This is a genomic window from Methylobacterium sp. 13MFTsu3.1M2, from assembly GCF_900112625.1.
Lineage (GTDB): Bacteria > Pseudomonadota > Alphaproteobacteria > Rhizobiales > Beijerinckiaceae > Methylobacterium.
On sequence record NZ_FOMM01000011.1, the window covers coordinates 153,482 to 166,483 of the forward strand.

8 protein-coding genes are annotated in these 13,002 nt (G+C 73.4%); 4 read left to right on the forward strand and 4 right to left on the reverse strand.

Translation table 11 applies throughout. The features are described 5' to 3' along the window. The first annotated feature begins 112 nt into the window (after window positions 1-112). Together BM314_RS12445 and BM314_RS12450 are read left to right on the forward strand one after the other, a co-directional pair. Window positions 113-1,819 (forward strand): lysine--tRNA ligase, encoded by a 1,707-nt coding sequence (locus BM314_RS12445; protein WP_091978302.1) that lies wholly within the window; start codon window positions 113-115, stop codon window positions 1,817-1,819. A 7-nt stretch (window positions 1,820-1,826) separates the two neighbouring features. Continuing rightward, window positions 1,827-2,438 carry a pyridoxamine 5'-phosphate oxidase family protein gene (locus BM314_RS12450; RefSeq protein ID WP_091978303.1) on the forward strand — a complete coding sequence of 204 codons (612 nt, stop codon included), beginning with the start codon at window positions 1,827-1,829 and terminating at the stop codon, window positions 2,436-2,438. A gap of 123 nt (window positions 2,439-2,561) precedes the next feature. On the opposite strand, the gene BM314_RS12455 is transcribed toward BM314_RS12450, so the two are convergent. From BM314_RS12455 to BM314_RS12465, 3 genes are all read right to left on the reverse strand, one after another. Beyond that, complete coding sequence (locus tag BM314_RS12455; protein ID WP_091978332.1) at window positions 2,562-3,461, reverse strand: transglutaminase family protein; 900 nt, start codon at window positions 3,459-3,461, stop codon at window positions 2,562-2,564. A 115-nt stretch (window positions 3,462-3,576) separates the two neighbouring features. Further along, window positions 3,577-6,114: a circularly permuted type 2 ATP-grasp protein gene (locus BM314_RS12460; RefSeq protein WP_091978304.1), complete on the reverse strand. Its 2,538-nt coding sequence runs from the start codon at window positions 6,112-6,114 to the stop codon at window positions 3,577-3,579. A 163-nt stretch (window positions 6,115-6,277) separates the two neighbouring features. Next, the gene (locus tag BM314_RS12465) at window positions 6,278-9,556 is read right to left on the reverse strand and encodes a transglutaminase family protein (RefSeq protein ID WP_091978333.1); all 3,279 of its coding nucleotides are present in this window, start codon (window positions 9,554-9,556) and stop codon (window positions 6,278-6,280) included. Window positions 9,557-9,753: 197 nt separating this feature from the next. Between BM314_RS12465 and BM314_RS12470 the strand changes: the two genes are divergently transcribed. Continuing rightward, entirely contained in the window at window positions 9,754-10,950 is a 1,197-nt protein-coding gene (locus BM314_RS12470; protein WP_026604947.1) for a zinc-binding metallopeptidase family protein, read from the forward strand. 80 nt (window positions 10,951-11,030) lie between these two features. Here BM314_RS12470 and mntR read toward each other — a convergent pair whose 3' ends face one another. Next, a complete protein-coding gene (mntR, locus tag BM314_RS12475) occupies window positions 11,031-11,492 on the reverse strand; it encodes a manganese-binding transcriptional regulator MntR (RefSeq protein WP_020093314.1) in 462 nt (153 codons plus the stop codon). A gap of 173 nt (window positions 11,493-11,665) precedes the next feature. Between mntR and BM314_RS12480 the strand changes: the two genes are divergently transcribed. After that, entirely contained in the window at window positions 11,666-12,994 is a 1,329-nt protein-coding gene (locus BM314_RS12480; protein WP_091978305.1) for an Nramp family divalent metal transporter, read from the forward strand. Window positions 12,995-13,002 lie beyond the last annotated feature (8 nt).

Below are 13,002 nucleotides of genomic sequence, written 5' to 3' on the forward strand. Positions count from 1 at the left end.
CGAGCCCGCGATGGAACCCCGCATTGCACCTCCGGGCGTTCCGCTCCGATGCGAACCGCTCTAGGGTGCGCGCTCCCCAACGCGTTCAGCCCTGAAGATCGTCTCCAACGACATGCCCGCCGCTCCCCCAGCCCTGACCCTCGACGCCGACGTGATCGAGGCCGCCGCCAACGCCGCCGCCTGGCCCTTCGAGGAGGCGCGCAAGCTCGTGGCGCGGCTGGAGAAATCCGGCAAGACCGAGGTGCTGTTCGAGACCGGCTACGGCCCGTCGGGCCTGCCGCATATCGGCACGTTCGGCGAGGTCGCCCGCACCTCCATGGTGCGCCACGCCTTCCGGGTGCTTACCCGCGACGCGGTGCCGACCCGGCTGATCGCCTTCTCGGACGACATGGACGGGCTGCGCAAGGTTCCCGACAACGTCCCGAACCGGGAGATGCTGGCCGCGCACCTCAACCAGCCGCTCACCCGCGTGCCGGACCCGTTCGGCACCCACGACAGCTTCGGCGCGCACAACAACGCCGAGCTGCGCCGCTTCCTCGACGCCTTCGGCTTCAGTTACGAGTTCCGCTCGGCGACCGAGTGCTACCGCGCGGGCGTGTTCGACGCGACGCTGCTGCGCGTGCTGGAGCGCTACGATTCCGTGATGGAGATCATGCTGCCGTCGCTGCGGGCCGAGCGCTCGGCGAGCTACTCGCCGTTCCTGCCGCTCCACCCGGTCACCGGCCACGTGATGCAGGTGCCGATCGACGAGGTGAGGGCGGAGAGCGGCACGATCGTGTGGCGCGATCCCGCCACGGGCGAGCGCTACGAGACTCCGGTGACCGGCGGCCACGCCAAGCTGCAGTGGAAGCCCGACTGGGCGATGCGCTGGGTGGCGCTCGGCGTCGATTACGAGATGGCCGGCAAGGACCTGATCGACTCGGTGAAGCTCTCAGGCAAGATCGCCCGGGCGCTCGGCGGCGAGCCGCCGGAGGGCTTCAACTACGAGCTGTTCCTCGACGAGAAGGGCCAGAAGATCTCCAAGTCGAAGGGCAACGGCCTGACGATCGACGCGTGGCTCACCTACGGCACGCCGGAATCGCTCGCCCTGTTCATGTACAACAAGCCGCGCGAGGCCAAGCGCCTGTTCTTCGACGTGATCCCCCGGCACGTCGACGAGTATATCGGCTTCCTCGACCGCTACGCCGGCCAGGACGCGAAGCTGCGGCTGGGCAACCCGGTCTGGCACCTCCACGCCGGCACCCCGCCGGAGCCCGAGCGGGTCGAGGGCGCGAGCCTGACCTTCGCGATGCTGCTCAACCTCGCGGCGGTCGCCAACACCGAGGATCCGGCGGTGCTGTGGGGCTTCATCCGCCGCTACGCGCCGCGGACCGGGCCGGAGACCCATCCGGGCCTCGACCGGCTGGTGAAGCACGCCCTGAAGTACTTCTCGGACTTCGTGCGGCCGGCCAAGACCTACCGGGCGCCGACGCCCGAGGAGCGGGCGGCCCTGGAGGACCTGTCGGAGACGCTGGCCGAGCATGCCGGCTCCACCGATCCCGAGGCCCTGCAGGCGGCGGTCTACGAGGTCGGCCGGCGCCACTTCCCCGACACGTCCGGCAAGGCCAAGAGCCCGGACGGGCGGCCCGGCGTGTCGCAGGCGTGGTTCACGAGCCTCTACAACGTGCTGTTCGGCGAGGCGCGCGGACCCCGGTTCGGCTCCTTCGTGGCCCTCTACGGCGTCGACGAGACCCGGGGCCTGATCGCCTCGGCGCTGTCGGGGGCGCTGGTCGCCGAGCACGAAGCCTTCGCGGCCGGCAAGGCCGCCCCGGTCGCGTGAGGGCGCGATGATCGTCGACGATCTCGCCGCGCTGGAGGCGCTCTACAGCGCGCCCCTGGCGCCCGCCTCGACGGTGAAGGTGGCGGCCGCGATCACGCCGGACTACGCGGCGCTGATCGCGGCCTCGCCCTTCGCGGTGCTGGCGACCGCCGGCCCTGAGGGGCTCGATTGCAGCCCGCGCGGGGACCGGCCGGGCTTCGTGCGGGTCGCCGACCCGCGCACGCTGATCCTGCCCGACCGGCGGGGCAACAACCGGATCGACTCGCTCCGCAACGTCGTGCGCGACCCGCGGGTGGCGCTGCTGTTCCTGATCCCGGGCTCCGGCACGACGCTGCGGGTGAACGGCCGGGCGGTGATCTCGGCCGACCCGGACCTGCTCGCCTCGTTCCGGGTCGACGGCCACGCGCCGCGCACCGCCCTCGTGATCACCGTCGCGGAAGTGTACTTCCAGTGCGCCCGGGCGATCATCCGGGCCGGGCTGTGGGATCCGGAAGCCCGCGTCGACCCGGGAAGCCTGCCGACGCCGGGGGCGATCCTGGCGGCGCTGACCGCGGGCGAGATCGGCGGCCAGCGCTACGACGCGGAATGGCCGGAGCGGGCGGCCAAGTCGATGTGGTGAGGGTGGCGTCCGCGACATCCCCGTCCTTGCGGGCGGAGCGGAGCGATCCGGTGTCGCGCCACCTTCGGGGATGTCGCGCCGCCCTGGGTCGCTTCGCTGCGCTCGCGATGACGGAGCGTCACCTCACCCCACCAGCGCGAGATCCCGCGTCTCGGTGTCGGGGATGACGTCGACCTCGACCTTGAGGCGCTGCTTGCCCGAGCCGCTGACGATGCCGTCGACCGGCGCCACGTCGCCGTAATCGCGGCCGCGGGCCACCACGATGTGGTCGTCCCGCACCGCGACGCCGTTGGTCGGGTCGAGGCCGAGCCAGCCGGCGCCGCACCAGACCGCCACCCAGGCGTGGCTCGCATCCGCCCCGCGCAGGCGCGGCCGGCCGGGCGGCGGCACCGTGCGCAGGTAGCCGCTGACATAGGCCGCGGGCAGGCCCATGCCGCGCAGGGCCGCGATCATCACGTGGGCGAAGTCCTGGCAGACCCCGGCCCGGAGCGCGAAGGAGTCGGCGAGCGGCGTCGAGACGGTGGTGGCCTTGGAATCGAAGCGGAAATCCCGGCCGATCCGCAGCATCAGGTCGTGGGCCGCCCCGTAGGCGCTGCGGCCGGCGGCGAAGCTCGGCCGCGCGTAGTCGGTGATCGCGGGCAGCAGCGGCACCCGGCCGCTCGGGAACAGGAAATGCACCGGCGCCCGGCCGCCGAGGTCGCGCCCGGCGAGAACGGCGTCGCGGACCCGCTCCCAGGCCATCCCGGATTCGGGCGGCGGCGGGGCCGGGCGCTCGACCCGCACGGTGGAGAGCGCCTCGACGCTGAAGGTGGTGTGGGGCGTCTCCAGGGTGATCGCCACCGCGTCGATCCCGAGATAGTCGCTCCGCATCACCGCGCGGGCGGGGCTCGGGTCGATCGTGACCGCGCTCGCCAGCACGCTCTGGCCCTCGCAATCCTGCGGCTTGAGCCGCAGGGTGCAGCGGGCGAAGTGCACCGGCCGGCCGTAGCGGTAGGCGGTGCGGTGGCGCAGCGTGTAGATCATCCCGGCCACCGCCCATCGCGACGTCCGTCGCCTGCGGTCGCCGGCAAGCGCGAAGGCGCGCCGCAGCCCGTGCTGCGGATCGTCCTTGAGGCGGCAGCGTCAAGGACACACAGCATCAAGCCAGCCCCGTCAGCTTCTCGGGGCGCAGCGCGTTCGGCCCGGTGGGGAAGTAGCGGGCCGCGATGCCGTCGGCGAGGCGCTCGAGGTCGGTCGCGAGCGCGGTCAGGCGCACGGCGTCGAAATCCGCGGCCTCGCCGCTGCGCAGCTCCGCCAGGATCCGGGTCGCGAGGCGGCAATGGGGCTCGGGGATCCCGTCCGCGGCGAGCGCCGGCAGGTCGGCGAGGTGCCGGGTGATCGCCTCCGCCTGGAAGGCGATCGAGCGCGGGTTGTAGGGGTCGAGCAGCACCATGTCGCGCACGGGGTCGAGGGCCGCCCCCTGCAGGTAGCGCCGCCCGTAGCTGATCTGCGAATCGCACAGGGACAGTATCACCCCGAGGCAGCCGGGGGTCGCCTCGTCGTTGGCGAAGGCCAGCGCGAAGGCGCCGGTGTTGATCGCCCGCTCGATCCGCCGCCCGAGCTCGATGAAGTGCCAGCCCTCGGCGCGGCTCATGTTCTCGTGGGTGAGGCCGGCGAGCGCCGCGAGCTGGCTCAGGGCCCGCTCGGCCCGGCCCGCGAGCTGCGACTCGGTGAAGGCCCGCTCGGTGTTGAGGGACAGGAACTCGTTCAGGTCGGCGAGCACCCGCCACGCCTCGCCCGACAGGCGGGCGCGGAGCGCGGCGGCGTTGCGGCGGGCCGCGATGACGTGGGACCGGGCCGAGCCCGGCCGGTCGCGCCCGGCCAGCGCCTCCTGGGCGAGGCGGGCGGTGGGCAGGTCGGCCGCACCGATGGCGCCCCACTCGTGCAGCAGGGCCCGGAGCGCCAGGGCCGCCGGCGTGTCGAGGGCGCCCGAGATGTCGGTCCCGACGGCGTCGCCGACGCTGCGCAGGTGGGCGAGCACCAGCCGGATCACCGCCTCGCCGCGCTCCAGGTAGCGGCCGAGCCAGAACAGGCCGTCGGCCGCCCGGGCGGGGAGGTGCCCGCCGACCCGCCGCACCCGCGGCGCCGCCTGCGTGCCGATCAGGGGCGCGGCGACCGGCTCCTCGGACAGGACCCAGACGTCGGCGGAGCGGATGCCGAGCCGCAGCTCGATCGGGTCGACGTCCTCGCGCTCCGAGACCCGGCAGAAGCCGCCGGGCATGACCTGCCAGCCGAGGGGCGTCCGCGCGGCGAAGACGCGGACCACGAAGGGGCGGGGCGTCAGGAACAGGCCGTCCGGGCCGCGCTCCCAGCCCGGCATCGTCGAGAGCGGCGCCGCCTCCTGGGCGACGTAGTCGAAGGGCCGGTCGCGCAGGGCCGCCACGACCCGCTCGCGCTCCGCCGCCAGGACCGGGCCGGCCAGGATCGCGTCGCGCCCCGCCCCGCGCTGGGGCGTGGCGGCCGGGCGCAGGGTCAGGCTGTCGAGGTTGGCCCGCGCGTGCGCCAGGCCCTCGAGGTCGCCGCACCACCACGTGCGCGGGTGGCCGAGCCGCAGGGGCTCACCGAGGACGCGCCGGGCGATGCCGTCGAGATAGGGGGCGAGGGCGGCCGACTCGACGAGCCCCGCGCCCGGCATGTTGGCCATCACCAGGGAGCCGTTGCGCAGGGCGTCGAGGATGCCGGGCACGCCGAGGCGCGAGGCCGGGTTCAGCTCCAGGGGGTCGAGGAAGTCGGCGTCGATCCGCCGCCACAGGGCGTCGGCCCGCTTCAGGCCCGAGACGGTGCGCACGTGCAGGCGCCCGTCGCGCATGACGAGGTCGTCGCCCTCCACCAGCATCAGGCCGAGGTAGCGGGCGAGCGCCGCCTGCTCGACGTAGGTGCTGCTGTAGGGGCCGGAGGTCAGCAGGCAGATGCGCGGGTCGGCGCGCTCCGCCCCCAGCGCCAGCCCGTCGCGGAACGCCTGGAAGAAGGCCGGCAGGCGCTCGACGTGGAGGTCCTGGAAGAAGTCCGGGAAGGTCCGGGCCAGGACCATGCGGTTCTCCAGCGCCCAGCCGAGGCCCGAGGGCGCCTGGGTCCGGTCGGCGAGCACCTGCCAGCGCCCGTCCGGTCCCCGGCCGAGATCGGCCGCGTAGAGCTTGAGGTAGTGGCCGCCGGGGGGCGCGACCCCGTGGAGCGGGTGCAGGAACTCGGGCGTGCCGGCCACGATCGCGGCGGGGAGGAGCCCCTCGGCGACCAGCCGGCCCTCGCCGTAGGCGTCGGCGAGGATCGCCTCCATCAGCTCCGCGCGCTGGACGATGCCGGCACTCAGCGCCGCCCATTCCGGCCCCTCGATCACCAGGGGCAGGCAGCCCAGCGGCCAGGGGTGCTCGCGCTGGTCGCCGGCGATGCGGAACGAGATGCCCGCGTCCCGGATGTGCCGCTCCGCCGCGACGAACCGGGCCATGATCTCCGGCTCGGTGAGGCCGCCGAGACGGTCGAGCAGGCGCGGCCATGCCCCGCGGGGCGCGCCGTCGGGGCCCAGGAACTCGTCCGGCCGGCCGGGGGCGGGGCGGTAGCCCGCGCTCCAGCGGGCGACGCGCTCGCGCGCGCCCTCCGGCCGCTCGGCCCGGCCGCGGCTGCCCGCGAGCGCCGCCTCCATCACGGATCCCGGGTCATCGCGGCTCGCGGATCCACGCAGCGTGGACGACGACGCGGCCGCAGAGCGGAGCGCGGGTCCCTCTCCCGCACGGGAGCGGGGGCGGGGGCGCGTCGCGCTCTGTCGACCGCGCCGGTGTCCGCCCCGGATGTCCGAACATCGCGGGTCATTGCGGGGCCGGCGTCCGCAGGTCGAGGGTCAGCGGGAACTCGGCGCTCGATTCCGGGCGGGGCATCTCCATCCGGCCCGGCGTGTGGCCGTTCGGCTGGAAGCGGGCGAGGCGCCGCCCCTCCGCCTCGTAGGCGTTGACCGGGTGGGTCTCGTAGTTGCGCCCGCCCGGATGGGCGACGTGGTAGCGGCAGCCGCCGAGGGAGCGGCCGCTCCAGGCGTCGAGGATGTCGAAGGTCAGCGGCGAGTGCGCGGGGATCGTCGGGTGCAGGGAGGAGGCCGGCTGCCACGCCTTGAAGCGCAGGCCCGCCACGGCCTCGCCGCCGCGGCCGGTGGAGGTCATGGGCAGGCGGCGGCCGTTGCAGGCGATGACGTGCCGCTCGGGCACGAAGCCCTCGACCCTGACCTGCAGCCGCTCGACTGAGCTGTCCACGAAGCGCACGGTGCCCCCGCTGGTCCCTTCCTCGCCCATCACGTGCCAGGGCTCCAGCGCCTGGCGGAGTTCCATCCGGACCCCGCCCTGCTCGACCGTGCCGAAGACCGGGAACCGGAACAGGGCCTGCGCCTCGAAGGCGACCGGATCGAAATCGTACCCCGCCGCCCGGAGATCCTCCAGCACCGCGAGGAAGTCGGACCAGAGGAAATGCGGCAGCATGAACCGATCGTGGAGGTTCGTGCCCCAGCGGACACAGCCGCCGGTCTGCGGCTCGCGCCACAGCCACGCCACGAGGGCGCGGAGCAGGAGCTGCTGCGCGAGGCTCATCCGCGCGTCCGGCGGCATCTCGAAGGCGCGGAACTCCAGGAGGCCGAGGCGCCCGGTCGGGCCGTCCGGCGAGTACAGCTTGTCGATGCAGATCTCGGCCCGGTGGGTGTTGCCGGTGACGTCGACGAGGATGTTGCGGAAGATCCGGTCGACGAGCCAGCGCGGGATGTTGGGCGCGTCCGGGGCCGGCACCTGGGCCAGCGCGATCTCCAGCTCGTAGAGCCCGTCGTGGCGGGCCTCGTCCATGCGCGGCGCCTGGCTCGTGGGCCCGATATAGAGGCCCGAGAACAGGTACGAGAGCGCGGGGTGGCGCTGCCAGTAGAGCACGAGGCTCTTGAGCAGGTCGGGCCGGCGCAGGAACGGGGAATCGTCCGGCGTGACGCCGCCCATGACCACGTGGTTGCCGCCGCCGGTGCCGGTGTGGCGCCCGTCGGTCATGAATTTCTCCGCGCCGAGCCGGGTCTGGCGGGCCTCGGCGTAGAGGTCGGTGGTGATGGCGACCGCCTCCCGCCACGAGGCGGCCGGGTGGACGTTCACCTCGATCACGCCGGGATCGGGCGTCACCTTGATGACGCCGATCCGCGGGTCGTAGGGCGGCTCGTAGCCCTCGAGGTGGATCGGCAGCTTCAGCGCGGCGGCGGCCGCCTCCAGGTGGCCGGCGAGCTCCAGATACTCGTCGGCGCGCTGCACCGGCGGCATGAACACCCGCACCACCCCGTCCCGGGGCTCGAACGACAGGGCCGTGCGCACCGCCACGCCGGTGACGCCGGCGCCGTTGACCACCGTGGCGCCTTGATGACCGTTGGGGAGGGCGGCGCGGGGCTCCAGCGGGTCCTGCGGCTGGTAGTAGGGGTAGTGCTCCGGCGGCACGTAGGGCAGGGACGACAGCGGCAGGCGGAAGCCCACGGGCGAGTCCCCCGGCACCAGGAAGGCGGCGCCGCGCCGGAAGTCCCACTTCTCCGAGATCCAGACGCGGTCGGGCTCGCCGCCCTTGCCGGTGGGCAGGCTCGCCAGCGGCAGGACGTAGCCGGCCGCCTCCCCGAGGCCCCGCGCGTAGACCCGCCTGATCCGGGCGTCGAACTCCACCGAGCCCGACTTGGCGTCGGCCGGCGTGACGTTGACCGGCAGCTCCGCGGTCTTCCGCTCCCAGAGCTCCCCGTCCTCGAAGGCCGGGAAGACGTAGTCGGCGAGGCCGAGGCGGCGGGCCAGCGCGTCGGCGAGCGCTTCGGCCTGCGCGATGGTGGCCTGGCCTTCCTCGCCCACGATCATCTCCGGGGCGATCAGGTCCGGATTCTGCCAGATCGGCTTGCCGTCCTTGCGCCAGTAGAGCGCGAAGGCCCAGCGGGGCAGGCTCTCGCCGGGATACCACTTGCCCTGACCGTAATGGAGCAGCCCCCCCGGGCCGAACCGGTCACGCAGGCGCCGGATCAGCTGGTCGGCGAGCCCGCGCTTGGTCGGGCCGACGGCCGCGATGTTCCACTCGGGCGATTCGAAATCGTCCACCGACACGAAGGTCGGCTCGCCGCCCATGGTCAGCCGCACGTCCTGCGCGGCGAGGTCGGCGTCGACCCGCTCGCCCAGCGCGTCCATGGCGGCCCAGACGTCCTCCGAGAACGGCTTGGTGATCCGTGGCGTCTCGGCGACGCGGGTGATCGTCATCGCGAAGTCGAAGGTGGTCTCGGCCGGCTCCATCGCCCCCGAGATCGGCGCGGCGGAGTGGTAGTGCGGCGTCGCGGCGAGCGGGATGTGGCCCTCGCCGGTGAGCAGGCCCGACGTGGCGTCCATGCCGACCCAGCCGGCGCCCGGCAGGTAGACCTCGGCCCAGGCGTGCAGGTCGGTGAAGTCCGCCGACGCGCCGGTCGGCCCGTCGACCGCGGTCGTGTCGGGCACGAGCTGGATCAGGTAGCCGGAGACGAACCGGGCGGCGAGGCCGATCCGGCGCAGCACCTGCACGAGCAGCCACGCCGAGTCGCGGCAGGAGCCGCTCTTCAGCCGCAGGGTCTCGGCGGGGGTCTGCACGCCCGGCTCCATGCGGACGCCGTAGGCGGTCTCCCGGGCGATCAGGCCGTTCAGCGCCACCAGGAACTGGACCGTGCTGGTCTCCTCCGGGAGACGGGCCAGCAGCGCCTCCATCTCGGGACAATCCGCGTCGACGGGCGTGAGATACGGGGCCAGCTCCCCGGCGAGGGCGGGGTCGTACGCGAAGGGCCGGACCTGGGCGTAATCCTCCACGAAGAAGTCGAACGGGTTGATCACCGCCATGTCGGCGGTGAGGTCGACCTCGATCCTCAGCTCGTCGGTCTTCTCGGGGAAGACCAGGCGGGCGAGCCAGTTGCCGCTCGGATCCTGCTGCCAGTTCAGGAAGTGGTTGGCGGGCGTCACCGTGAGCGCGTAGGCCGGGACCTTGGTACGGGCGTGGGGGGCCGGGCGCAGGCGGATCACCTGGGGCCCCAGGCTGATCGGCCGGTCGTAGCGGTAATGCGTGACGTGGTGCAGGGCGGCTCTGATCGACACGATGGCTCCGTCGAAAGGATCGAACGCGGTCGCGCTGCCGGTCCCTGGCGCCGGCGCCCACCGCACGGTTATGCGACACGGATCGCGCAACAAGCAATTTCCGTGCGTCGCCCGGCCGTCCGGGCCGCTGGCAGGAACTTTGCCGCCCGGCCCCGCTTGACCGGCAGGTGGGCCGGCCGCCGGCCCGGGACCGCGCGATGAAGATCTTCCAGTGCCAGGCCTGCGACCAGCCGGTCACCTTCGAGGCGACCGCCTGCGAGAGCTGCGCGCGGCCGCTGGGCTACGCCTGCGCGGTCCACGAGGTCTCGGCGCTGGAGCCGCAGGGGCTCTCGGCCCACCCGCTGATGGGCGGCGCGCAGATCTTCCACGCCTACGCGGATCCCGGCCGGCGCTACCGGCTGTGCAACAACGCCCTCGCGCAGGCCTGCAACTGGCTGGTGCCGGAGGACAGCCCCGACATCTACTGCACCGCCTGCCGCCACAACCGCGTGGTGCCGGACCTGTCGCAGCCTTGGAACCTCGCCCGCTGGCGCCAGATCGAGGCGGCCAAGCACCGGCTGTTCTACTCGCTGCTGCGCCTGGAACTGCCGCTCGCCACCCGCGCCCAGTACACGGACGGGCTGGCCTTCGACTTCCTGGTCGACCCGTCCGAGAGCGTCTCCGGCGGGCCGCCGGTGCTGACGGGCCACATCAACGGCCTGATCACCATGAACATCGCCGAGGCCGACGACGTCGAGCGGGAGCGCCGCCGGATCCTGTTCGGAGAGCATTACCGCACGCTGCTCGGCCATTTCCGGCACGAGATCGGGCATTACTTCTGGTACCTGCTGGTGCTGAACAGCCCCGACTGGGACGCCTTCCGGGCGCTGTTCGGCGACGAGCGCCGCGACTACGTCCAGGCGCTGCAGGACCACTACGCGAGGGGCGCCCCCGCCGACTGGGACGAGGCCTACGTCTCGGCCTACGCCACGGCCCATCCGTGGGAGGATTTCGCCGAGACCTTCGCGCACTACCTGCACATCGTCGACACGGTGGAGACCGCCTCGACCTTCGAGCTGCACGTGCGCCCGCGCCTGCGCCAGCGGGGGCCTTCCGGGCCGCAGGCGCCGACAGTGATCGACTTCGACCCGTACAACACGGCCGACCTCGACCGGCTGATCGCCGCGTGGCTGCCGCTCACCTACGCGATCAACTCGCTGTCCCACAGCATGGGCCAGCCGGCGCTCTACCCGTTCAAGCTGACACCCGCGGTGATCGCCAAGCTCGCCTTCGTGCACGAGCGGGTCTACGCCTCCCGCACCGGCACCCTGCCGGATGCCGGCGCGGCGGGCGCCGAGATGCTCCGGGCGGTGATCCTGGGCCTGCGCCAGAAGGTGGCGGCGCCGACGGCGTGAGGGTGGCGGTCGCGGCAGACACGCCGTCTCTGCGAGCGTCTCCGCGAGCGGCGCGAGGCGACGACGGTCGGAGGGGCGCCTCACGCCCCCCCGTGCCGCTCCGCGAAGGCGCGGAACGCCGCGAGCGTCTCGGCGCTGACGTGGTGCTCGATCCCCTCCGCGTCCCGCCGCGCGGTCTCGGGACTCACGCCCAGCGCGCACAGGAAGCGCTCGACGATGCGGTGGCGCTCCCGGGCCTGGGCGGCGAGCCGGCGGCCGGCCTCGGTCAGGAACACGCCGCGATAGGGCCGCTGCTGGACGAACCCGTCCTCGCACAGGCGCTTCAGCATCTTGGCGACGGTCGGCTGCGCCACGCCGAGCCGGGCCGCGATGTCCACCTGCCGCGCCTCGCCGCCGTCGCCGATCAGGTCGTCGATCAGCTCGACGTAATCCTCCACGAGTTCCGAGCGCCGGGCCTCGCGGGCCTGGCGGAAGCTCTCCACGTGGCGCTCGGGATCGACCAGCGCGGTCTCGGGCGAGCCCGGCTCGGACGGTTCCTGCATCGGCTCTCCCCCACCGCGGCCCGCGCGGGCCGCCCCGACCCCTGTCTAGCAAACACCGCCACCTCGAGGGGAGTCCCGCGGGGCCGATACCGGCGGCCGCTGCCAGCCCCTTGAATCCTGGCCGCGAACCCTGAATATAGCCTCCGCTATATCTTTGAGGAGAGGGTTCGAGCATGGTGGCGCCGAACGCCGCGACGGCCCCCGGGCGCGCCGCGCCCGGGGCGATGAGCCGGCGGACCGAGGGCGCGATCCGCGACGTCCTCGACGGCCGTCCCGGCGGCCGGGCCCGGTTCCTGCTGTTCGCCGGCCCCGCCGTGACGGCGTCGATCGCCTACATGGACCCCGGCAATTTCGCGACCAACATCCAGGCCGGCGCCCGCTACGGCTACGGCCTGCTCTGGGTGGTGCTGCTCGCGAACCTGACGGCGATGCTGTTCCAGGCCCTGTCGGCCAAGCTCGGCATCGTCACGGGCAAGAACCTCGCCGAGCACTGCCGGGACGCGACGACGCGGCCGGTGCGCCTCGCCCTGTGGGGCATCAGCGAGGTCGCCGCCATGGCGACCGACCTCGCGGAGTTCCTCGGCGGCGCGATCGGCCTGTCGCTGCTCACCGGCATGCCGCTCATGGCCGGCATGGCGATCACCGCGGTGGTCACCTACGCGATCCTGCTCCTGGAGCACGAGGGCTTCCGGCCGCTGGAGATCGCCATCGGCGCGATGGTCGGCACGATCGGCCTCTGCTACGCGGTCGAGCTCCTGATCGCGCCCGTGGCCTGGGGCGAGGCCGCCAAGGGCCTCGTCACCCCGCGGATCCCGGACGCGCAGGCGCTCACCATCGCGGTCGGGATCATCGGCGCCACCGTGATGCCGCACGCGCTGTTCCTGCATTCGGGCCTGACCCAGGGCCGGGGCAATCCCCGCACCGAGGCCGACCGGCGCCTGCTGGTCCGCTACTCGAACCGCGAGGTGGTGGTGGCGCTGCTGCTGGCGGGCCTCGTCAACATGGCGATGGTGATCATGGCGGCGGCCGCCTTCCACGTCGGCCACAGCGAGGTGGCGGAGATAGGCGAGGCCTACCGCACGCTGACGCCGCTCCTCGGGCCCGCCGCGGGGGCGGCCTTCCTGGTGTCGCTGCTCGCCTCCGGGATCTCCTCCTCGGTGGTGGGCACGCTCGCCGGGCAATTGGTGATGCAGGGCTTCACCGGCTGGCGCATCCCGCTCCTCGTCCGCCGGCTCGTGACCATGCTGCCGGCCTTCGCGGTGGTGGCGATCGGCGTCGACCCGACGCAGGCGCTGGTCCTGTCGCAGGTGGTGCTGTCGCTCGCCCTGCCGGTGCCGATGGTGGCCCTGGTGGTGTTCACCCGGCGCCGCAGCGTGATGGGGCCCTTCGCCAACGGCCAGCTCACCCAGGCCGCGGCCGTGGCGGGGGCCGCCCTGGTGCTCGCCCTCAACATGGTGCTGCTGGCAGTCGCCTTCGGGGTGCCGGTGCCGGGACTGGAGTGAGAGCCCCG

Coding starts and splice junctions, on each gene's coding strand:
- BM314_RS12445 (WP_091978302.1), top strand. CDS start 113: ATGCCCGCCGCTCCCCCAGCCCTGACCCTCGACGCCGACGTGATCGAG.
- BM314_RS12450 (WP_091978303.1), top strand. CDS start 1,827: ATGATCGTCGACGATCTCGCCGCGCTGGAGGCGCTCTACAGCGCGCCC.
- BM314_RS12455 (WP_091978332.1), bottom strand. CDS start 3,461: ATGATCTACACGCTGCGCCACCGCACCGCCTACCGCTACGGCCGGCCG.
- BM314_RS12460 (WP_091978304.1), bottom strand. CDS start 6,114: ATGGAGGCGGCGCTCGCGGGCAGCCGCGGCCGGGCCGAGCGGCCGGAG.
- BM314_RS12470 (WP_026604947.1), top strand. CDS start 9,754: ATGAAGATCTTCCAGTGCCAGGCCTGCGACCAGCCGGTCACCTTCGAG.
- mntR (WP_020093314.1), bottom strand. CDS start 11,492: ATGCAGGAACCGTCCGAGCCGGGCTCGCCCGAGACCGCGCTGGTCGAT.
- BM314_RS12480 (WP_091978305.1), top strand. CDS start 11,666: ATGGTGGCGCCGAACGCCGCGACGGCCCCCGGGCGCGCCGCGCCCGGG.